Origin of the sequence: Pseudomonas sp. 28 E 9, from assembly GCF_900004785.1 — a bacterium.
Classification (GTDB): domain Bacteria; phylum Pseudomonadota; class Gammaproteobacteria; order Pseudomonadales; family Pseudomonadaceae; genus Aquipseudomonas; species Aquipseudomonas orientalis_A.
This window is the reverse complement of record NZ_CVTK01000040.1, coordinates 484,789-505,562: the sequence shown is the minus strand read 5'-3', so window position 1 is coordinate 505,562 and position 20,774 is coordinate 484,789. Positions and strand designations below refer to the sequence as shown.

Below are 20,774 nucleotides of genomic sequence, written 5' to 3'. Positions count from 1 at the left end.
AGTGCTAAATGGCTTTGCGCCATCACTGTTGGCACGAAGGAGCATAAGCGAATCAAGAGCTGCCTGCCACACCTACCTTACCCTCACTCTTGTCTGGACTTGCTCCCACCAAACAAGAAACCAGCTCCCCGTTAAACTGATACTGCAGCCAAGTGCCTGAATTCCCTTGGTGAACGGTAGTTTAAGGCATAGTTCGGATGCTGCTCGTTGCAATACGCTTAGGCAATTACCTGGTTGTGCAGCGCCGTTTCCGGATACGATTTGAGCGTGCTCGCCACATAGTCACGCTTGTTCGTCTTCACGAAGCTCTAGGCTCTGCCTGAAATCCGGACAACCCGAACTCTAGTGCCGCGAGCGCTGAGATTTTGTAAGGTTTTCAGCCATCTATGGAAAGGAACCCCGTGTTAGCTAAGCGATACGAAATTTCGGATGAAGCATGGGATATGTCGCGGATCTCTTCACCCCAACCCACACCAGAGGCAAACCGCGAGCAAGTGATCGCCTGATGCTCGATGGCGTGGCTTGGTCGTTGCGCTCAGGTGCTGCTTGGCGGGACATACCCGAGTGTTTTGGGCCTAGACGGACGGTTTATCACCGTTTCCGAGTCTGGCGAAACCGGGGGATATTTGATCAAATGCTCAAGCGGTTGCATCTCAAGCTCAATGATCAAGGGCTCACTGACCCGCAAACCTGAATGATCTATTCAACTGCTGTTCGTGCTATCCGCGCCTCATCAGGTGCAGGTAAAAAAGTGGGCCTGATGAACCCGCCGATCACGCTCCAGGCCGCAGTCGAGGTGGCCTCACCACCAAGATTCATATGCCCGTGAAGCCACCTGCTTGCCATTGCGCTTTCTCCTTTCTGGCGGTCAAATCAGTGATATCAGCTCCACGCAGCCATTGCTGGACGAGGTCTGCATACCCGTGGGCAAACGTGGCCGCTCTCGCAAGCGCTGCCGCTGGCCTTTGGCCGACAAGGGCTACGACACTGATGCACTAAGGCGCTTCTGTGATCGATATCGCACACAACCGGTTATTCCTTTGCGTGCGATGAAGCGCAAACCCAAGCCTGGATTGCCCCGCCTGTTTGATCGGCCAAAGTACCGCCAGCGTAATGTGATCGAGCGCATGTTCGGTGGCTGAAAGAGAACCCCTCGAATCGTGACACGCTTCGACGAGCTCGAAAAAGTTATGGCGCGATGGTCTCGCTGGCTTGTGTCATGCGGTGTCTGCGAAACCTTTTTCAGACAGAGCCTAGAGAACTAAGGCAAGCGAGTAATCGCAGGCTGAATCTTCTCGGTTTTTTAGACACATCGAACGGCTGCTCCTTGCCGAAAGCAGTCGCCGCTTTCGTCATCGCAGAGGGTTTTGTGCTGAGGCTGGAGTCCACCAAGGTGATCAAAAAACAAATCGCCGAGTCGTTGTACGTGGCTTACGACGACGCGGCGAGTTATCTAGCTATTGAGTCGAAGGGTTAATCATCAGCCAGGGCAGGGCACTTCGCGGTCTAGGAGTCTGGCGGTGAGGAGTACGCCCAGTTCGCTCAGTTGGTGGATGGCGAGGGCGATGTCGCGGTGTTTGCCGTTGAGGTCTTCGGACAGGTCGAGCAGCAGGGTGCTGACGCTGGTGAAGGTTTCGTAGCTGTTGGTGATGAGGGTTTCGTTGCTGGCGTTGGGGGCAACGTTGAAGAGGGCACTTGAAGCTGCTTTTGACATGAGTAGACATCCTGAGTGATGCCACCACCTTTCCGCTACTAAACAGTGGGTGGCAGCTGTACGCAGGTTAGTAGACCGGTGGATATCTAAAGCCGGCGCGCCCGAAGACGCCCTACGCACAGCCACCATCAAGCACAGACGCACTGTCTGACTGATGAAACTCATGCACTAATCCCAAGCTCAGGCTACTAAACCCGAATCACTGAACAATTCAGCGACCGAGCCACCTTAGAGACGGCCACCCCAGTACACAAGCCGGCGGATTCTGACGCACGCGTAGGCAATGGAGCAAGGTGCGGCTGGGGAATCGGATTTTGCCTTCAGGCGCTGCGTTATCGTTTGGTTTTTTCGCGAGCAAGCTCGCTCCTACAGGAGTGGGGCCAGAGTGGGTTGTTATCAAGATGCTGGTAGCTGGACAATAGGTTCGGCCGAGCTAACAACGAAGTACCAGGTGTGCGAACGTTTGGTTCGCTCGGCTGGGCTCTACAAACTGCAAGATTACTGATCGGAAAAGAGACCAATGCTAGGGAAAGTCAGCAGTAAATATCTCGTCTGGGGCGCGGTCGCGCTCTGCGCAACTCTTCTGTCCGGGTGCGCTACGTCACGCTACGACGGCAAGCACGCACCGGACCCGAGTAAGGCGATCATCGTGGGTTCGATTGGTGAGAGCTTCCCGATGATGCAGCCCCATGGGCTGGTGGTTGAAATCGACCAACAGGGAGCCCCCGGTACCGCAATACGGCTGACGACGCTGGGCAATGAAGATGATCAGCCATCACCCTCTGTGCTGGGCCATTACTTCATGTATGAAGTGCCGCCTGGTGAGTATGAGTACACGCGGTGGCATTACGTGTATTACGCGGGAAAATCGATGCCGCGCCCTGTGCCTGCGGTTTTCTCGGTGAAGGCCGGGGAAACCCTCTATATCGGCGACCTGCGGTCCGATGCCCTGCGTTTTTGCCTGTCCAACGTGAACAATGCCGAGAGCACTGTGCAGGCGCTCAAGCGCAAGTACCCGATGCTCAAGGATCGGAATATCGTGAATATGACGGCAAAGAGCGGTTTTGCGCCGTGGCCGAGTTCTGATGCCACTGACTTCGGTAAAGGGCTGTGCACGCTCTGAATCCGGTACTGGTGAACGTCATCGGCCCCGACGCCCATTGATCCACTTTCAAGGAATTTCATGCCATGAAGCGCTGTACGCTCCTCTGGGCCGGCCTGTTCGCAGGCCTGGCCTCACTGACCGGCTGCATCAGCGGTCCGGACCTCACAGGCCAACCATTCTTCACATCACCGGCAGAACCCCGTCCGGACGAGGCCATGGTGTACTTTTATCGCACGCCCGCCAGCATCGGTAACGGGGTCGCTCCGACCATTCTGGTCGATGGTCGCGCCATTGGCAGCTTGCCCTCCGGGAGTTTTTTCAAAGCCGACATTCCCGCCGGCAAGCACAGCGTCGCTTCCACCTCGCCACCGATAATAAGCGGTATGGTTAACAAGCGTTTCGATATCACCGTCGAGAATGGAAAGGTGTATTACATCGCAGACCAGCTCAGCACTTCGGCCTACACGGACGGACAGACCTTGGGCGAAATCGACGAGGGGCGTTTCGGTGGAACAATGTATTACTCGCGCTACGCGCTTGTGCCTGCCGAGCAAGCGCTACGTTCTATCAAGTGGTGTCAGAAGTTGCCGGCACCTGCACCGTAACCATGCGTAGCCCATGCTCCGGCCAGGTCCATTACAAGCCCAGCCGGCAACGTTGGGCCAAGCCAGTATGAGGGTGAGCAGGGAAACCAGTATGGATATGGCTTCGACATAGTCTGTGCCGCAGGCAGACGGCTGTATGATTGTCCCGAATCCTACCGGCGTGACGAATATATAAGGAGCGTTTCAGATGCTGCGAGTGGATTGGCTCGATAAGCAAATGGACAAGTGTGACGTTATGGCCGAATGGCTTTATCGGGAATTCAATTATGAGTTTACGCAGCAATCTCTTTCGAGTTGGCAACACGAGTTCTTTGATGGGCAGCGTGATGGCAGTTGGAAGTGTCTGATCGCAACCGAACGAGACCAGTTGCTAGGGGGCGCTACGCTTGCCAGTAATGACCTGTCTGACCGGCCGGATCTAGGTCCGTGGCTTGCGTGTGTGTTCGTCACACCTGAAGCTCGAAAGAGGGGGCTCGCAGCGCAGTTAATCGAAGGCATCTGTGTCCATGCACGAGACGCTGGGTTCACTACCTTGTACTTGCACACGCACAACCAGAGCAGTTATTACACCAAGCTTGGCTGGAAAGTATTGGAGCGCTTTGAGGCTTGGGGGAAAGAGCAATACCTTATGTCACGGAGTTTATAGTCAAGGCCGGCTTCAAATGTGTGCCGCTTTTTATAAGCAGCAAAACTGTGATTTGACGTCTGCGTTTTCACACCGGCTGGGTCGATAGCTGCCACTGGCGTGCCCACGGCCCAAGTCAATATCCCCAGAGACCTCAGAAGGGTTTCGCGCCCGATCAGAGAAGATTGACCTCAATGAAGATTCAACGGATCACGCATCTGCCGCCCCAAATCCTTGACCTGGAAAAAGCGGCAGTTGCAGAAGGCTTCAGGTTTCTCACCCGACTGACTTCAGAATGGCAATCAGGCACCCATCGCTTCGATGCGCCTGGCGAATGCCTCATGGCGGCTTATCTGAACCAGCAACTTGTGGGCATTGGAGGCCTGTCGGTTGATCCGTTCACCCATGACCATACAGGAAGGCTATGGCGTGTGTATGTGGCGCCTGCGTCACGCGGGCGACAGGTTGGCCGCAGATTGGTTAACGCATTGCTTGCCCACGCCGCGTTGCATTTTGAGCGTGTGCGTCTCTACACCGATACCTTGGAGGGGAGCGCTTTTTACCTGCGCTGCGGCTTCAGTCGCATAGAAGATGCTCATGCGAGCCATGTCGTGCGGATCACAAGACTCTGAATTTGTCGGGTATCGGCCAGGAGTGGACCTTAGTGTGCAGACTGCTTCTAGCAAACTAACCAATACTCAGCGCTCCACAAGTTAAATTCCTCATTTCATACGCGCATTGCTAACCATTGACACGGCACCTTTTCCAAGCAAATACCGACCCCCGGTTATCAGTATTTGAAATTTCGATGGGATTGAAAGGCAAATCCCTTTTCTATGAAATCAAGGGCATACCACGTCGTGATAACACCATGATTGGTTTTCAGTTCAAACGCATGAGTAAGCCGATTGATCATCCCAGGGAGTCTCACCAGTATCACTCGACTTTCTTTAACCATCAGCTCCTGATATCTCTCTGCAAATAAGCGAGGTATTTTTTCCTCCTCGTCTGTGGTGGGCCACCATTTTGCAAGTTCTAGACGTTTCCTGCGTAACCAATCAAATCGGCGTGGCAACCAGCAGATTGGGCGGGGGATTTCGTAAACAGCTAAGCTTTGTATCACTGCTGACACCGACCCGGGGTTGAAGAAAACCAACTTAACTAAAACCGAGTCATCTAATTGCTCGGCGCTGATCACATGAAAATCGTTCGTGCTGCTCCAGTGCGTGGACCGGGTTAGCCGATACATCGCTTTCTGAGTTTTTCGGTTACGTATGCTCAAGCACAACGCCACTAACGCTATCGCTCCATTCACGTAGGTCATGATTTCTCCACCACCGCTCATGTCCATCGCACTGTTCTCCTATTCCAATTAGTAAATGGCACAGCCTATAAGGCTATGGGGACAGACCACCACTAATCAGCTGTTGCTTTGGTAGCGTCGCTCCACACCGCGTTCTCGTGCCTGCAGCCCCGTTAAGAACAGAAGTTAGTTGGCCAAAGCAGCAATCAACAACACCTCAAATTGATTTTTCGTAAGAAAAATCGGGGATACCTCAGGGTCTGCCCCTGGTTTTTTTTCGAGAAAAGCCCACTTCACGGGCCTTTCGTACGCGGGGTAAAAGTGCTAATTACTTGTTCCGCAGTAGCACATACGCTTCACCGCCGTTGCGATCATGCTGAAGAATAAAGTTGTTGTCCTGGATACGCACCTTCGATGGCACGCGATCTGCTAACGACGTTTGCGAGTAAGTCTGCGCGGCGCTCAGCAGTTGGCGGGTCAGACTGTCGTCGGGTTGCTTCGGAGTGGTAACGACGCATTCCTTTTCGGAAAGTTGCACGGAGAGGTTTTTGTCCGCGGTGAAGCCGATGCGCGTGAAACCCATGTCCTGGAGGTCGTTGATGCCGAACCGCTTGGCCGCTTCAGCAGAGCCGGCGAACGAGGGGGCGGTCTTCAGACAGATATCGACGAAGGCTTCGATCGCCTTGGAGGTGACAGGCGTCGATACGCTTGGCGTTGCAGTGGAGCAGCTGGCGAGGACTAACAGGCTGGATAAGGCGAGTGTACGGAACAAGGTACTGGACATGAAGCGGGATCCTTCCATTGGAAATTCGGAGTGCAGGCGTGGGCTGAGCGGCGCCGGAACGGAACGCCTGCGAATGGTAAATTAAAATGGAGTACGGGGTTTACGACTTTGCGAACCTCTACGCTTGCTGGCAGTGCGCTCGCGACGTGAACCTGTGTGCAGAAACAGCCTTTCATGACCGGCTGTTAGCCACCTGTAACCTCGCGCCGCACCCGGACCGTGACCCATCGCCCGGCTTTGCGGAATGTCAGGCAGGCCATACCATATCTTCACGTCATCAAAGGCTAATGGAATGGCACTACAACTCAGACAAGCACGTGTTACCGATCTTCCGGCCATCTACAGAGGCGAGGAGAGCTATATTCGCTGTTGGGAGCCCGAGCATGAGGCATCGTGGCGAGCCCAACTGGGACGGCACCTGACGCGTTTGGTAGAGAATTTTGACCGTCTGAACGTCGCGTTCATGGGTAATGCCTTCGCCGGTTACTCACTCTGGATACCTGAGCAGAGTTACGCAGAACTTTGCACTATCCATGTAAGTCCAGAACATCGGCGTAGCGGGGTGGGAATGGCCCTCTTGGAAGCCTATGCACTGGACGCGGCACGGCACGGATTCACGCAGTTGCGGTTGAGTGTGCGATCTGATAACCCCGCGAAGAGGATGTACGAGAAGGCGGGGTTTTTATGCACCGGTACCGGTGCCCATGATTACCTGACGTATAAGCGCCACGCGTGAGGGGGCGGTGCGGGTCCGCTTCTGGCCGATAGCGGCCTGTCAGAACTCCGCCCCTGGCGGATGGCCGAAATACGCCTTATACGCATGGTTGAAATTGGCAGGGTTGGCGTAGCCCAGGCGGTGGGCAATTTGTGCGACGTGCCATTTGCGCTGGCGCAGCAGGTTGCGGGCCAGTTCCAGGCGCTGTTGGCGCACGTAATCGAGCATCGACTGGCCGTACACCCGGCTGAAGGCGCGTCTCAGGGTGGTTTCACCCACGCCCAGTTCCCGTGCCAGCGCCAGAGTGCCGGGTGGGTTCATCAGGTCGGCGTCGAGCTTGAAGCGTGCTTCGTGCGCGAGGTCCGAGTGGCTGCGCAACCCGGCCACAGGGTTGGCCGGCTGTGGCGCCAGGTGCGTCGCCAGCTCGACCAGCACGGCCAGGCTCAGGCTTTCCTGATTCAACCGCTCCAACGTTCCCTGGTAGGGCGAGTGATAAAGGCGCTCGAACAAATGCCCGACGACACGGCAGCCGTGCAGTTCTGAAAAGTGCATGCCATCGTCGAGCAGCCTGGCCAGCGATTGCAGTGACGGGTCTTCTTCGGCCAATTCGCGTAGGTAGTCCCCGCCGATGCGCAGCCCGGCCATGCGCGCACGGCTGCCGGCGGGCATCTGGTCCATGGCTTCCATGCTTTCGCTCAAGCCCAGCACATGAGGCGCGCCGGGGGTGTATTCATTTAGCCGACCGTCTACCCGATGCTGCCATTGCCCACCCAGTACCTGCACGATGCATACGCTGTCGGGCAGCACCTTGTGGATACGTAACGGCTCGGGGAACTGCAAATCGCAGTCGAAATACTGCAGGTGCGACCGCACCGTCTGAGCGCGGTAATGGCCGATCGCGCTGCCGATGACCTGCCGCGCGCTGGCATCGAATACACCGGCCTCGTCCAGGGCCTCTGGGTGATCGAAGCAGAAGTGGGTGTCCAGATAGGGGTTGCGGCGGTCCATTGGTAAAAGCGTCCGTCAGAGCGGGTGGGCAGCGTTGCATGATATCGACATCGGGCAGCCCGATCAGTTGTTGTGACTCACGGCCTTATTGTTGTGCGCCACGGCCGGACCGCTTGGCAGGCGCCGGCGCTTTGATTTCAATGTTCGGCTTTGAACTGTCGAGGAAGCCATAAATGTTGATGTATCGCAAGTGGGCAGCGCTGCTGGGCCTGGTTCTGGCCGTGATCGCGGGCCTCGCCCAGGCTGACAATCGTCCGGAAGTCGCGGAAAAAGTGCTGGCCTATGCCGGCGAAGGCGGCGTGAAAGTCTGGACTCTGCGCATCGGTGCGCGCGGTGACAATCAGGCGCTGGTGCAGTTGGAGGGTGTGGACCACGACTGGAACATGAAGATCCAGAAGATGACCGTGGAAAAGACCAGTAAGGACACCCGCTATTCCACCACCGTGGACGGCCGGAAATTCGTGGTACTGGTGCTGCAAAAAGGCTGGGGCGAGCTGTACCTGCCTGGCGAATCGCAGGCGCTGAACGTCGGCTATGACGAGTTCCTGTCCAGCCAAGGCAATGCACAGGCGTTTTTGACCGATTATTTGCAGGCCAACTGAGCCATGGGCCGGTTCGCGCGGTGGTCGTGGCCGCTGACGATATTGCTGCTGCCGGTGGTGCTCATGACCTGGGCCAGTGTGCAAAGCGGACGCGCCGATGACGTGCTGCGCGAAGCACAGAATATCGGCGGCGACTACGCCTGGCTGCGCGTGCGTCAGGTGCTGGCGGGGCTGGCCTACTGGCTGGCCCTCGCCGCGTTGGTGGCCGGACCTGCGACGTGGATCAAGCTGAGGCTGGATGCCTGGCGCGCGCTGAAGTCCCGGGATTTTCTCTACGAACACCTGTTCCTCTGCTGGCGTGCCTTGGGGCATTGGCTGGTGGCGTACACCGGGCTGTTGGTGGGCGCGTTGGCCCTGAGCCTGGTGTATGAACTGAGCTGGGGCTGGACCCACTTCAAGGCCGGTGGCGCGTTCATGCTGGTGGTGGCGGTGCCGCTGATTGCGGTGCTATGGGCAGGATGTTTGTTGATCGGGCGTCTGCGCCAGCAATGGCATGCCCTGGATAGCCCGTCCTCGGCGCTTCTGGGGCAAAGGATCGGGCGTGACAAGGCCCCGGCCTTGTGGGCGTGGATTGAACAACTGGCCACCGCCACCTGCGCGCCGGTGCCCGACCATATCGTGGTGGGCATCGACCAATCGTTTTTCGTCACCAGCGTCAATGTGGTCCTGCAACCGGCCTGCGACTTGCTCTGCGGGCGTACCCTTTACCTGCCGCTGACCTACCTCTCGACCCTGAGCCAAGCCGAGACCGCGTCGATCATCGGTCATGAACTGGGCCATTTCAGCCGCCGCGACACCGAGCGCGGCAGCGAGATCGGTGCGCAGTTCAGCCTGATGTGCCTGCACTTTGCGTGTATCCGTGCCGAGGATGCCGACCCGGCCTGGATCGAGCGTCCGGCGATCTGGATGACGCAACGTTTTCTGCATTACTTTCAACTGGCGGTGCATCACTGGGGCCGCGCTCAGGAATTGGTCGCGGATCGGGTGGGCGGCAATATCGGCGGTGAGCGCCTGTTCTGCCAGGCGCTGTTACGGTTGATCGCGTTGGACGGTGAAATCGCCACGCTGCTCGCCGAGCGTCACTCCAACCTGATCCAGGCCCTGGCCGACCACCTGAGCCACACGCCGTTGCGCCTGAACGAGGCGGCGCTGGACCATGCCATCGCGCACCCTTTCGATACACACCCGCCGACGGCATTACGCCTCCAGCAACTGGGCGTAACGCTGGATGAGGCGCTGCTGGCCGAGGCCACCCGCGTGCCCACCGAGCACGACCGACACTGGTTCAGCCAACTCACCCGTACGGCGCCGCCGGCTGCCGCGCAGCCCGGATCACCGCAGATACCAAACGCTCAAGGAGAATGACCCATGACCCAACCCTTCGATCCGCTGTCGGATCTCGCCAGTTCACTCAGCCAGGAATATGCCGATTCCCGCGACGCCCAGCGCGAGCGTGCGATGGCCGAACTCGAGCAGGTTATCCAGCGCGTACCCGAACAGACCGAATTCACCAACTCGCGCCGGTACAAGGTGCGCGGCCCGCTGTTTTTGCTGGTTGCCCTGAGCTTGCTGGGGTACGGCCTGAATCGCGGGGCCACCGGCCTGACCGTGTGTGCCGCGGTGATGGCGGTGGTGTTTGTATTGATCACTTGGCAGCACCGCAACGCCGGGCAACACGCGTTCATGCGCTTGACCCGCCGCCAGCTGTTTGTGGACACCCTGAGCGCACCGTTGAATCTGGTGGACATTGTCGACGTGTCCGTCGGTGAGGAAGGCTGGCTGACGGTGCAGAAACTGATGTTGCGGCCCGATGCGCCCCTGCCTGTTCATCGCTCCGCACGACAGCTGTTCGGCAACCAGGCCCTGGCCCTGAAAAAGCCCCAGCCGCAGATCCGCATCCAATCTGCCGGCCTGATGCATGAGGGCGTTACCCTGGATTGCGACCAGGTTGCAGATATCCTCAACGCCTATTGCAAAGCCGCCCACGCGCAACGACAGCTTGATGCGCTGCGCCAGGGTACTCGGCGCGATTCATGAGCGGTTGTACGGTGAAATCCGGGTCATGAAATCATGGGTCGGACCACACTTCAGATAGTGGTGGTCTGACCCCGTTTGTACGTTTGTATGGCCCCGCATGTATGCGATGGGCAAGGCCGATAGACAGGGCATTTCACATACGCAGCATCGATTCACCGTCCATTCCACAGGGAGGATCGAATGTGCCATGCCATCCAATCAGCGGGCGCCCAAACGAATCTGCGTAATACTTGGCTTCGCTGGGAATTTGTACCACTCCTCCCGCATAGGCAACGAGTATCAACGTACTCGCGCGATGCTCATTCGCCTCCTGGCAAAGGTTACTGCTGGGCAGCAGAGCTGGGTTGGACGGAACTGACCACAAGGAGTGATCCTCAAAGCTTGACCGATCCAGTAGAAGAGCGAGTTCACTGTGTCCATGCTCCCGAGCCACCTCAATTGCGGACTTCCCTTTGGCGCTCTGCCTGGCAGCTGAACCACCGAGGCGAATGAGTTCAATGCATGCAGCCTCGCGCCCGAAATAAGCGGCTTGGTGCAAGAATGTCCAGCCGGAGGAGGGCGCCTGGTACAGGCTGCAAAGCCGGCCGAGCAAAGGCTCTTGCATCCACTGCGACATAACGCTGTCCCAGTCTCCATTTTTGGCCTGCTCGTAGATTTGACTTATCAGATGGTTCAGAGCGCTCATGCGTTTACGACCTATGATCGACAGTGTGGTTCTAATCGGGATCAGGTTGCGCGGGATTATCTACGATGGAGGTAACGCTGCGACATATCAGTTTTTTCATTTCGCTTCGAAGGGGACGGCAAGGCTGCCGATGTAGTCTGCCCCTATTTTTTCTTGCCGATTGTTCAATACGGCAATTCTGTTGTGACTGACGGCCATGCAATAGGTATGAGCAAATAATTCTGCCCTAATACGCTTTTACTTGTTCAAAGGCGTCTATCAGATGATACGAAGCACTTTCATATTCCTTTTGGCTGCAGGCATTAGCTGCGTGCACGCTGCCGAGAAGGTCCCGTTGGCGCGCGAAATCAAGGACTGGGTTATCGGCTGCGATAACACACGAACATGCACGGCCATCAGTGCCGTGCAGCAGCGCGATGACACTGGTTTTTCGACGTTCAGCGTACGAATCACACGTGAAGCCGGTCCGCAGGGAGCCTTGCATGTCGGGGTGTTCAGCTACACGAAACCCCTCGGCCAGCCAACGCTTGATGACGAACCGCTGAAGTCTCAATTTGAGCCTGGCGAACTGAAAGAAGGCGATACACCCGAGGTGTTTGCGCTGAACGGTAAGTCAGCCCAAGCCCTGATCACAGAATTGCGCAATGGGAACTACCTGGTACTGCCGTTCAAGGAGGATAAATCGTACGCATCGCTAAGCGGGATGAGTGCGGCGCTGTTGCTGATGGACTCGGTTCAAGGGCGGGTCGGCACGCAGGACGCGCTGATGTCCAAGGGGCCGGCACCCGCTGGCAGCGTGCCGCAAGCCGCTGCAGCTCCGCTAGCGCCAAGTTGGCAGACACCTGCCGCGCTGACGCCGGACAAAGCAAAAGAGATCACGGATGCCGTGGTGGTCGCCACGCGCAAGGACTGGCAGGAAGATCTGAATGAAGGTATCGCGCCAAAAGCCAAAGCGTACGCCTTGAGTTCAGATCAAGCGCTAGTGATCATCGAAACCGGCTGTGGGGCCTACAACTGTTTCTACAGTATTTACCAAGCGCCCCTGGACCACCCGGAGCAGGCGCGTGCGGCGCTGATCGCCGAAGTGCCAAACCTGCCGGAAAGAGAGCCCCAGGGCTTCGTAGAGTTTGATCCGGCCACGGGTGAACTAAGCAGTCAGGTAAGGGCGATGAGTATGGGCAATTGTGGCACTACCCTGCGCTGGCGTTACGATGGTAACGGTTTCACGCTGACGCACGCGGCTGAAATGATCCCGTGCATGGGGCTGGATCAGGTGTATTGGCCTGTGCTGTGGCGTACCCAGGCAAGCCGCTGATACTGTCGGATATTCCTTAAAGATGCCTGCATTGCCGGCGATGGCACCGCTATCTTCCAACTGCCGGATACACCGGGCATTATTCAGTAAGCGAACGAGCGTGCCGAACACTAGGGGGGGCAGACCACTACTAATATATGTAGTGGTGGTCTGACCCGTTTGCAGTTTGAAGTCAGGTATCCGAGTCGGATCCGTGCTCCACTTGAGTGCTTACCCCAAACAATCGGTCGGCTATCTGACGACCGCGCTCCAGCCCCTCAGCCGTCAACCAAATCGATTTGTTCTTGTTCACTGGATTGCTGATGAAGCCCTGTTCATGCAATCGGCTCATGGTCTCGAAGTCGAACCCTTTCCAAGCATTGCCGTTATCAAAACTGAAGGTTACCAACAGGGCAAGCATGGCTTCTTCAATCAGTTTATCGTCGTATTCCATGATCGTTGCTCCGCTTGTTCTCTGAACTCATTTTAAACCCTACCGGCCATCAAGATGGACCGCGCGTTTAATAATGCGACACCGGATTGCGCACCCAAGGCGTTATAACCAGCGTAATCATCGGTCATCAGGTAGTCACGATAGCTTTCGAGCAAGCAAATTCAGCAAGGGCTGTGGGGTTTGAGTATCAGCAGTCCGCTCTGATTCGTGCCCGAAAAGACGCTGACGCAACAGCACGTTTTCTTCTTCAAGACGAACGATGGCACCGACTCGTTTTTCCAATTTCCCCCAACCCCTTTATGGCAATTGCCCACGTAATACCGCCTTTTAGGCTTGCTGAAACGTTTCATCGAGTTTATAAAACGTCCACAACTCCAAAAAAGGCTACCGCCATGACCCCACTCAAACTCGTTGTCGCCCTCAGCGCACTCTCTGCCGCCTCCCACGCCATGGCCTGGGATTACGTGCTCCTCGACACCGACAAAGCCGCGCAGAATTGGCAGGTCACCAGCCAGCAACTCGGCGTGCAAACCGACAAACCCTTCAGCGTAACCTTGCGCACCTTGCACGGTGGTCGGCAGGAGGGGGTGAGTATTGTCGACATCGATAACGGCACGATGAAGCTCTCGGTGGTGCCGACTCGCGGTATGAACGTGTTGCAGGCTTCGGTCGGCGATGTGCGCATGGGATGGGATTCACCGGTCAAGGAAGTGGTCAATCCTTCCTTTATCGAGCTCAATGGTCGCGGTGGGCTGGGCTGGTTGGAGGGTTTCAACGAGCTGGTCACCCGTTGCGGTTATGAATGGGTCGGTCACCCCGGCATCGACAATGGCGAATTGCTGACCCTGCATGGTCGGGCCGCGAATATTCCTGCGAATAAAGTCACCCTGCACATTGATGAAAAACCGCCGTACGCCATCACTCTGCGCGGTGAGCTGAAAGAGCAGGCGTTCAAGAAGGTCGACTTTTCCGTGGCGACCGAACTGGTCACCGAGCCCGGCAGCGTTGTGTTCGCGCTCAACGACACGCTGACCAACAACGGTGACTATGCGAAGGAATACCAGGCGCTGTATCACAGTAACTTCAGCACCCCGTTCCTGGAGCAGGGCGCTCGGTTCGCCGCGCCGGTGAAGCAGGTGTCGCCGTTCAACGACAAGGCCAAGGGCGAATTGGCCGACTGGCAAACCTACCGCGCACCCACCAAAGATTACGACGAAACCGTGTACAACGTGGTGCCCTATGCCGATGCCAAGGGCGATACCTTGACCGTGCTGCATAACAAGGCCGGCAGCCTGGGCGTATCGGTCGGTTTCAATACGCAGACACTGCCAGTGTTTTCCCTGTGGAAGAACACCGACACCCAAGGGCAGGGCTATGTCACGGGGCTGGAGCCGGGCACCAGTTTTTCCTACAACCGCCGTTATCAGCGGCCACTGAACCTGGTACCCACCATCGAGCCCAAGGCACACAAGCAGTTCCGCATCAGCTACAGCTTGCTGGCGGATAAGGCGGCTGTGGACAAGGCCTTGAAGCAGGTCAGCGAAATTCAGGCCGGGCGCGAGACTGAGGTGCGGCAGACGCCGTTGGTTGATTTGACCAAGGAGTAGCGCGGTCGGGCGCCTGCACTGCTTGCGCAGGCAGGCGCGGGGTTCACGCCCGACGCGCCGTCAACAAAACCGTGGCCGCCGCCGACAACAGCCCCGCGCAGCAACGATTGAAGATCCGCTTGCCGCTCGGCTCGGCGAACCAGCGGCGCATGTGCAGGCCCATGTAGGCGTAGGCGCTGATGGCGATCCATTCCAGTGCCAGGAACATACCGCCCAACACAGCGAATTGCGCGGTGATGGGTTGCCCGGGCACCACGAACTGCGGCAGGAAGGCGGTGAAGATCAGGATGGCTTTGGGGTTGCCCGCCGCCACCAGAAACTCCTGCCGTGCCAGGGCCCATAAGCCCGTCTTGCTGGCGGCGATGTCCGCTTCTGCCTGCGGGTCTGCGCGCCACAGCTGATAGGCCAGGTAAAACAGATACGCCGCGCCGAGCAGCTTGATCCCGTAGAACAACAATTCCGACGTTTGCAGCACCACCGCCAGCCCGGCGGAGGCGAGGGCGATCATGCCCGCGAAGGCCAGCAAGCGGCCGATACCGGCGAGGCAGGAGGTGCGGTAGCCGTAACGCGTGGCGTTGCTCACCGACAGCAGGTTGTTGGGGCCGGGTGCCATGTTCAGGGCGAAACAGGCGGGCAGGAAGAGGGCGAGGGTGGCGAGGTCCATGGCGGCTCCGGGTTGGCTCGGGCGGGAGTGTCGAGAATAAGGGCTGTTGGGGCGGTGCGGCAATCCACTCAAGCGCGATGGATGTTCAATGCGTGCATTTGGCTTGCCGTATAGGCATAGGTATCTACACAACTCTGTAGCGCTCAACCGTAACCACGATGCGAAGCGAGTGGCTCTTGATCTTGATCTGCTTTTGATCTTGATCTCAGGCGCCCCGTTAAACCACGCTGGCCGAACGCAGGCTTGAATCCGTGGGCAACCCGGCAGGACGCCGGGTTAGCCGCACTGGGCCATGGATGGCCCATTGCGGCGGCCCACGGATTCAAGCCTTCGATCGGGCACACCGAGCCCAGGCGAGGTGCCGAGTGGTGGGGCAAGAGCGTTTTGCTTACTTTTGCGCTTTTCAAAAGTGAGCCGCTGTAAAAGCGGAACCATTAGCAGCCGTGACCGCAGAAACGGATATGTACCCGGTCCAATCCAGCATCCTGGTCGGCCCTGAGGCCGCCATCGGGAGCAAGCCCCCTCCCACATTGACCGAGGCGTATCAGTTGGATAGCTGTCGCCTGGGAGACAACGGCAGCTAGCTCCCGCGCCACGTGTCGGTGTCATACCGAAGCTTTGTAGATACTCATGCGTATAGGGGTTCATTCAAAAATAAACCGATACCCAACAATATAAGAACCCACCTTGTTTGCCCGAGCAGTCACCCATACGGCATTCATGCCGCGCTGCCGTTGTTTGTCCAAATCCGATTGATTTGTACAGAGTTCAATCCAGCGTCCGGTGTTTATGTCCTTGATGCGCAAGCCAGCCTCGCAACGGCTGAATTTTCCAGCGGAGGGCCCTGGGTAGGTGATTTCATACGCCGATTCGTAGTGGGTGATGTCCCCGGGCAATAGGTAGACGCAGACAGCGTAAATATTGATGGAGCACGCAAGACCCAAGCAGAATCCGCCGAAAAAAGGGTCTACGGCCTGTGTTGGCTTCCGTTGAGCGGGCCGAGCGTAGAACGCCTTTGCTGCAAAGATCAGCCCTATGACAAATCCGGCTGTTATATAAGTGGTCCATTCCGGAATGGATGCCATCAGAACCGTTCGCATGCCAATGCGCGCGGCCCACAACATATAAAGTATCCAGGCACCAAGCAGTGAACATATGGTCGCCAGGAGCGCTGCTTTTTTTAACCGGTTCTCCTGTAAAAGATCCTTCAATTTTTGCGGGCTCTGTTTTTTCCAATCATGAGGATGGCGCTGAGATTGCCCATCATACAGATACGCCTCCAATGTCCGCACCTGTGGGGTCGCCTTCCTGCATGGGGTTAAGATGCAGAACATCTTTCACTGGTTTTGAACGGAGGAAACATCTTGCTGAGCATTGGTGTCTTGGGCGTTGGCGAACTGACTGAAAAAGTGGTGATCGGTCTGCGGCGTGGCGGTTTTACCGGGCGGGTGCTGTTATCGCCCCGCAATCAGGCGCGCGCCGAGCAGTTGGGCAAGGTTTGGGCGTGCGAGGTCATGACCGACAACCAAGGGGTTGTCGATGGGGCCGACCTGCTGTTGCTCGGTGTGCGCCCCGATGCAGTCGAAGGGCTTTGCAGGGATATTCAACTCAAACCGGGGCAACCTCTGGTGTCCCTGGTAGCCGGCATGGCACTTAACGACCTGGCACGTTACTTCCCACAGGCGCAGTTGGTGCGGGCGATGCTGTCCTATACTGCCCAGATCAACCGCTCCACCGTGGTGGTCACGCCGGCGGGGCCCGTCCACGAGGCATTGTTGGGTACCCTTGGTTCACTGATCGTGCTGGAACAGGAAGAAGCCTTCGAGTTGGCCACCGTAGCGGCATGCATGAATGGCTGGTTCTATTTCTTTCTCAACGATCTTCAGCAGTGGTTTACCGATAAGGGTCTGACTGCAGAACAAGCTCGCCAATTGGTAATGGGCAACATGCAGGACTGCCTTTCCAGCGCCGGACATCAGCCCCAGGTCAGCATGGCGACCCTGGGCAATGCCATCGCTACGCCGGGCACCTTTACGGCCGCCGGGCTTGAGGTGTTGCGAGATAAGGGTGCGACACAGGCATGGGCAGCGGCGTGCGATGACGTGCTTGAGCGGTTGCAGACCGAGGGCGTTTTATAGGCGCGGGTAATCCAAGGGAGTTGTCTGGTTTGTGACCTCGTCCGGTTCAGTCTGCTTGATCTTCTCCAGGTTCGACAGCGCGACCTTTTTGAATCGTGATGAAAGGCGGCGTAATCGCTTATGCATAATGATCGAATACACGCAGGCAATGGAGCAGACGACCGTTATGAGCGTTTGGTACTCGGGGGGCGCATAAAAAAATGCGGTGAGGGCCCCTGCAAAAGCATTGAGGGCGGCTCCTCGGGCGATTCTATCCCTGCTGACATAGGCCTCCATTGTCCTGACGGCATCCGGAACCGAACGCGCTAGAATTGCAGCGCTTCGTTCATAGGAGTCTTTCTTCGGCGTTCCGGCAATAGCAAAATATATTGATGCGAGCTTATTTCGAAAACTTTCGGCGATATTCAGCTTTTCACCCAGTAGGCTGAATATTTCTCCGCTTCTTCTTATGAGATAGGAGGACGTGGTGTCTATATAAATGCCTAAAATGTAAGTGATGGGCAGGTAGATGATGATAAAAACCTCTTTGTAATCATTTATCTTGCCGAGTGGCAGCGGATAGTAATGATGGAGTATTGCGGTCAGCCAGGCTGATGCGACCACGCCAGATATAAGATATTCGATCAGTGCTACGGCAAATTGCATTTATTTCTCCGGTAGAGGGTATTCAAGCGCCAATGTGGTCAGGTGTTGGGACGGCGTGAGCGCCGAGGACTCAGATATATCCCTGTTGCGGTAGTAACTTGAATGGGGTGGTGTTGATGTCCTCATAATCTTCTCGCTGGATGAGGATTTCGGTTTTTTTTCTGATCTGCTGGATTTTTTCATTACTTTTTGGTGCGCTGACAAAAATTTCGACTCGTTACCAAAGTAGGGCACGCAGTGAAGTTGTCTTTTCTTCCTGGCAATGGGCAAAAGCATCTGCTCGTAGCATGGGCGGTACTGTTCATCGTGGCGAGCAAGCCAGCCGGCGTGCAGGCTTGATGCCACATTCTTTTAATGCAACAAACGGATGGTCGGCCAAATAAAGCTTGCGTTCGCCCTCGGCGTTGAAACGGCCGGCACGGACGTGTCCAGCGTTGGATGTTGGGGGGAAGAAGTCATCGACCTTCAGAGGGGTCGATAATAGCGGGTCAAGCTTTTTATCGCTTAGTCTTCGAACTCTTGAAAAGATCGAGCCTTTGCAGTAAGTGCGCGATACGATTTCAAACTCCGCAAAGCTGAAGCTGTTGGGTGTTGAGTCAGGCATGAGAAATTTTCGGATCGCTGCGCAATACCCTTCAATTCCACGGCAGGGATCAAATTTTTCGAAATTGGATATTGGAGACGCATAGAAGCGACGCGGGAAGGGCGGCTCTATTTTCATACTTAAATCCTTTTAAGATATTGAGCCCTGCTGCCCTTGAGTACAGTCACCACTCCTCGTTGCAGTCAGGCGGGCGCATTATGACTTAATGCTCCTGCTCGCCGCAAAGTGTCTCTGCCAGGGTCAGGGATAGCCGACTTCAGGCAACGCCAGGCGCTTGCCTGTCAAGCGGCACTCGCACCTGAAACACCGTGCCCTGTTCCGTGTCGGAGCTGACCTCAATCGATCCACCATGGGAGGCGACGATTTCCGAGGCGATGAACAAGCCAAGGCCCAGGCCTTCGGTGGGGCCGTGGTGGATGGCGGTGCGCTGGGAGAAACGGCCCATGGGGTTGAATATGAATGGGAGCACGTCCTCGGGTATCGCTTCACCGCTGTTGCGCACGGTGAAGACGGCGAAATCCTCGTGCATGCCCAGCTCGACCTGGATAGGCCGTGTGGTGTCGCCATGTTGCACTGCGTTGCTGATGATGTTCGAAAACACTTGCTCCATCCGCCCGCCGTCAAACTGCCCAGATACGCTTGTGTTCGCGTCGAACATCACGATGGCTTCGGGATGAAATGCGCGAATTTCCTCGACCACGCGCTGGCACAGTGGCGAGAGGTTTATTTCGCTGGTTTTGACCGGGATGCCCGGGCCCATCTGGCAGCGGGTCAGGTCAAGCAGGTCGCCGACGATCTGGCTTGCCCGGCGCACGCTGGTGTAGACCTGATTGGCGATCTTGGTCTCCCGCGCCCCGGCGTCCTGGGAGCGGCGCAACACGTCGGCACCCAGCAGGATTGCGCCGAGTGGGGTGCGCAAATCGTGGCCGAGGATGCCCAGGAACATGTTGCGTGAGGCCTCGACGGCCCGTGAATAGCTGGCAATGGACTCGGCCAGGGCCTGGTCAATGGCCTCGTGGAATCGGGTCATGTCGTCGACGTTGATCGGTGTGCCGTCCTTGACCTGGCGCATCCACTGGCTGACCACACTGGTGCGCAGCGCGCGGTATTCGGAGACCATCTGGTCGATGGTGAACCCGGCCATCAGCCGCGTCATTGCGTGGGTTTCGGCCGCAGTTTCCTGTTCGTCCTCCGGTGCGTGGCCCTGGGCCTTGGCGATTTGTTCCTGGCGGGTCTGCTTGGTGCGCAGGTCGCTGACGATGGCCCGCAACATCTGCTCGGCATGATCGCGCAGCGCGACGCTGTCGAGTTCCTCGCCCGGGGTGTCGATGGTTCTGGCGAAATCTTCCCAGGCCTGCAGTATCGGCTCGAGGTTTTCCAGAATGAAGTCGGGCAGGCGCATGTCTGTAGTCCTGGTGGGAGGCGGGCAGAAAAGCGAGGCTGCACAGGCGAACGGAAATTCCCGGCAGTGTAGGAGGTTGTTCGTCGCTTTTAAAGCCCGGACTGCGGCGGCGCTACCGCGGGCATTACAGCCCCAGTGTCAGCGACCTCAGCCGTTGTTCCACCACGCTGTCAAAATGGCTTGCCAAGGCTTCGCAGCGCTCGGAAGTGAGCCCTTCACAGCAGGTGATTCCCAGCACAAACCCCTGGGCCTTGGCACCGCCTTTGACGGCAAGAATCATTGACCCCGCCAGTTCGATCTCACGCAGAATTCTGTCAGCCTGTCGTTTTATAGGGCCGGGCAAATCGTTCAGGGCTTCTTTCATGGCCGTCTCCGCAGGCATTCACACTCACACGCACACACAAGGCAACGGAGGCACCGTGGGCCTCTTGAAAGCATCGACCGAAGGATGCTGCAAGAGTTTCGTCGTGTGCGGCTGTAAGGCGATGATGGGCAGTGCGGTCGTTGCCCTGCGGTCGCTTGGCGACCGACGGGTATCCATCTGACGCACCTCGGTCCACATGTGGGAGGGGCGGTGCGACGATTCGACTTGCCCTTGATGGCGGCCTCTGGGCCGACCGGGATTTTGTGTCGATCCCGGTCCAATGTGGGAGGGGGCTTGCCCCCGATGACGGCCTCGGGGCTGGCCGGGATGTTGGATTGGACCGAGTACATATCCGTTTCTGCGGTAACGGCTGCTAATGGTTCCGCTTTTACAGCGGCTCACTTTTGAAAAGCGCAAAA

23 protein-coding genes and 2 pseudogenes are annotated in these 20,774 nt (G+C 57.1%); 12 read left to right on the top strand and 13 right to left on the bottom strand.

Annotation, left to right across the window (positions count from 1 at the left end; all coding sequences use genetic code 11):
- Positions 1-131 precede the first annotated feature (131 nt).
- Positions 132-308, bottom strand: a pseudogene (locus tag BFQ00_RS30430) (IS3 family transposase); the annotation flags it as partial.
- A 78-nt stretch (positions 309-386) separates the two neighbouring features.
- Between BFQ00_RS30430 and BFQ00_RS27910 the strand changes: the two are divergent.
- Positions 387-1,243: pseudogene (locus BFQ00_RS27910) on the top strand (IS5 family transposase); the annotation flags it as partial.
- A 237-nt stretch (positions 1,244-1,480) separates the two neighbouring features.
- On the opposite strand, the gene BFQ00_RS09830 reads toward BFQ00_RS27910, so the two are convergent.
- Complete coding sequence (locus BFQ00_RS09830) at positions 1,481-1,714, bottom strand: DUF6124 family protein (RefSeq protein WP_065933355.1); 234 nt, start codon at positions 1,712-1,714, stop codon at positions 1,481-1,483.
- A gap of 520 nt (positions 1,715-2,234) precedes the next feature.
- On the opposite strand from BFQ00_RS09830, the gene BFQ00_RS09825 reads away from it, so the two are divergent.
- The 4 genes from BFQ00_RS09825 to BFQ00_RS27905 all read left to right on the top strand — a co-directional run bounded on the left by BFQ00_RS09825 (position 2,235) and on the right by BFQ00_RS27905 (position 4,681).
- On the top strand, positions 2,235-2,837 hold the full coding sequence (locus tag BFQ00_RS09825) for a hypothetical protein (protein WP_065933354.1): 603 nt from the start codon (positions 2,235-2,237) through the stop codon (positions 2,835-2,837).
- A gap of 65 nt (positions 2,838-2,902) precedes the next feature.
- Entirely contained in the window at positions 2,903-3,424 is a 522-nt protein-coding gene (locus tag BFQ00_RS09820) for a DUF2846 domain-containing protein (RefSeq protein WP_065933353.1), read from the top strand.
- 187 nt (positions 3,425-3,611) lie between these two features.
- On the top strand, positions 3,612-4,070 hold the full coding sequence (locus BFQ00_RS09815) for a GNAT family N-acetyltransferase (RefSeq protein ID WP_065933352.1): 459 nt from the start codon (positions 3,612-3,614) through the stop codon (positions 4,068-4,070).
- Between the two features lie 173 nt (positions 4,071-4,243).
- A complete protein-coding gene (locus tag BFQ00_RS27905; protein WP_083227337.1) occupies positions 4,244-4,681 on the top strand; it encodes a GNAT family N-acetyltransferase in 438 nt (145 codons plus the stop codon).
- 158 nt (positions 4,682-4,839) lie between these two features.
- Here BFQ00_RS27905 and BFQ00_RS09810 read toward each other — a convergent pair whose 3' ends face one another.
- Together BFQ00_RS09810 and BFQ00_RS09805 are read right to left on the bottom strand one after the other, a co-directional pair.
- Entirely contained in the window at positions 4,840-5,400 is a 561-nt protein-coding gene (locus BFQ00_RS09810; protein ID WP_065886644.1) for a hypothetical protein, read from the bottom strand.
- 280 nt (positions 5,401-5,680) lie between these two features.
- Positions 5,681-6,136 carry a hypothetical protein gene (locus BFQ00_RS09805; RefSeq protein ID WP_065933351.1) on the bottom strand — a complete coding sequence of 152 codons (456 nt, stop codon included), beginning with the start codon at positions 6,134-6,136 and terminating at the stop codon, positions 5,681-5,683.
- A gap of 244 nt (positions 6,137-6,380) precedes the next feature.
- Between BFQ00_RS09805 and BFQ00_RS09800 the strand changes: the two genes are divergently transcribed.
- Positions 6,381-6,872, top strand: coding sequence for a GNAT family N-acetyltransferase (locus BFQ00_RS09800; RefSeq protein WP_371914189.1), 492 nt, complete (start codon positions 6,381-6,383; stop codon positions 6,870-6,872).
- Positions 6,873-6,911: 39 nt separating this feature from the next.
- On the opposite strand, the gene BFQ00_RS09795 is transcribed toward BFQ00_RS09800, so the two are convergent.
- Positions 6,912-7,859: a helix-turn-helix transcriptional regulator gene (locus BFQ00_RS09795; RefSeq protein ID WP_065933349.1), complete on the bottom strand. Its 948-nt coding sequence runs from the start codon at positions 7,857-7,859 to the stop codon at positions 6,912-6,914.
- Positions 7,860-8,032: 173 nt separating this feature from the next.
- Here BFQ00_RS09795 and BFQ00_RS09790 point away from each other — a divergent pair, with 173 nt between their 5' ends.
- Genes BFQ00_RS09790 through BFQ00_RS09780 form a run of 3 tightly spaced genes read left to right on the top strand, consistent with a single transcriptional unit; the run spans position 8,033 to position 10,498 of the window.
- Positions 8,033-8,461, top strand: a complete 429-nt coding sequence (locus BFQ00_RS09790; protein WP_065933348.1) for a hypothetical protein — start codon at positions 8,033-8,035, stop codon at positions 8,459-8,461.
- A gap of 3 nt (positions 8,462-8,464) precedes the next feature.
- A complete protein-coding gene (locus BFQ00_RS09785) occupies positions 8,465-9,826 on the top strand; it encodes a M48 family metallopeptidase (RefSeq protein ID WP_065933347.1) in 1,362 nt (453 codons plus the stop codon).
- Between the two features lie 3 nt (positions 9,827-9,829).
- On the top strand, positions 9,830-10,498 hold the full coding sequence (locus BFQ00_RS09780) for a hypothetical protein (protein ID WP_065933346.1): 669 nt from the start codon (positions 9,830-9,832) through the stop codon (positions 10,496-10,498).
- A gap of 133 nt (positions 10,499-10,631) precedes the next feature.
- Here the strand turns inward: BFQ00_RS09780 and BFQ00_RS09775 are convergent, their stop codons facing one another.
- Positions 10,632-11,183 carry an ankyrin repeat domain-containing protein gene (locus tag BFQ00_RS09775; protein WP_065933345.1) on the bottom strand — a complete coding sequence of 184 codons (552 nt, stop codon included), beginning with the start codon at positions 11,181-11,183 and terminating at the stop codon, positions 10,632-10,634.
- Positions 11,184-11,493: 310 nt separating this feature from the next.
- Here BFQ00_RS09775 and BFQ00_RS09770 point away from each other — a divergent pair, with 310 nt between their 5' ends.
- Positions 11,494-12,498: a DUF1176 domain-containing protein gene (locus BFQ00_RS09770; RefSeq protein WP_242527104.1), complete on the top strand. Its 1,005-nt coding sequence runs from the start codon at positions 11,494-11,496 to the stop codon at positions 12,496-12,498.
- A gap of 172 nt (positions 12,499-12,670) precedes the next feature.
- On the opposite strand, the gene BFQ00_RS09765 is transcribed toward BFQ00_RS09770, so the two are convergent.
- The gene (locus tag BFQ00_RS09765; RefSeq protein ID WP_065886653.1) at positions 12,671-12,931 is read right to left on the bottom strand and encodes a DUF6429 family protein; all 261 of its coding nucleotides are present in this window, start codon (positions 12,929-12,931) and stop codon (positions 12,671-12,673) included.
- 392 nt (positions 12,932-13,323) lie between these two features.
- On the opposite strand from BFQ00_RS09765, the gene BFQ00_RS09760 reads away from it, so the two are divergent.
- Entirely contained in the window at positions 13,324-14,538 is a 1,215-nt protein-coding gene (locus BFQ00_RS09760) for an aldose 1-epimerase family protein (RefSeq protein ID WP_065896850.1), read from the top strand.
- Positions 14,539-14,581: 43 nt separating this feature from the next.
- Here BFQ00_RS09760 and BFQ00_RS09755 read toward each other — a convergent pair whose 3' ends face one another.
- Together BFQ00_RS09755 and BFQ00_RS09750 are read right to left on the bottom strand one after the other, a co-directional pair.
- On the bottom strand, positions 14,582-15,202 hold the full coding sequence (locus BFQ00_RS09755; protein WP_065933343.1) for a LysE family translocator: 621 nt from the start codon (positions 15,200-15,202) through the stop codon (positions 14,582-14,584).
- Positions 15,203-15,846: 644 nt separating this feature from the next.
- Positions 15,847-16,485 (bottom strand): hypothetical protein, encoded by a 639-nt coding sequence (locus tag BFQ00_RS09750; protein ID WP_242527126.1) that lies wholly within the window; start codon positions 16,483-16,485, stop codon positions 15,847-15,849.
- Positions 16,486-16,566: 81 nt separating this feature from the next.
- Between BFQ00_RS09750 and BFQ00_RS09745 the strand changes: the two genes are divergently transcribed.
- Entirely contained in the window at positions 16,567-17,340 is a 774-nt protein-coding gene (locus BFQ00_RS09745; RefSeq protein ID WP_065933342.1) for a pyrroline-5-carboxylate reductase dimerization domain-containing protein, read from the top strand.
- Here BFQ00_RS09745 and BFQ00_RS09740 read toward each other — a convergent pair.
- The 4 genes from BFQ00_RS09740 to BFQ00_RS09730 all read right to left on the bottom strand — a co-directional run bounded on the left by BFQ00_RS09740 (position 17,335) and on the right by BFQ00_RS09730 (position 20,355).
- On the bottom strand, positions 17,335-17,985 hold the full coding sequence (locus BFQ00_RS09740) for a hypothetical protein (RefSeq protein ID WP_065933341.1): 651 nt from the start codon (positions 17,983-17,985) through the stop codon (positions 17,335-17,337). The two genes, BFQ00_RS09745 and BFQ00_RS09740, sit on opposite strands and share 6 nt — an antisense overlap.
- A 301-nt stretch (positions 17,986-18,286) precedes the next feature.
- Positions 18,287-18,706 (bottom strand): hypothetical protein, encoded by a 420-nt coding sequence (locus tag BFQ00_RS29070; RefSeq protein ID WP_130184715.1) that lies wholly within the window; start codon positions 18,704-18,706, stop codon positions 18,287-18,289.
- Positions 18,707-18,845: 139 nt separating this feature from the next.
- Positions 18,846-19,991 (bottom strand): sensor histidine kinase, encoded by a 1,146-nt coding sequence (locus BFQ00_RS09735; protein WP_065933340.1) that lies wholly within the window; start codon positions 19,989-19,991, stop codon positions 18,846-18,848.
- A gap of 124 nt (positions 19,992-20,115) precedes the next feature.
- On the bottom strand, positions 20,116-20,355 hold the full coding sequence (locus tag BFQ00_RS09730; protein ID WP_065886662.1) for a hypothetical protein: 240 nt from the start codon (positions 20,353-20,355) through the stop codon (positions 20,116-20,118).
- Positions 20,356-20,774: the final 419 nt, after the last annotated feature.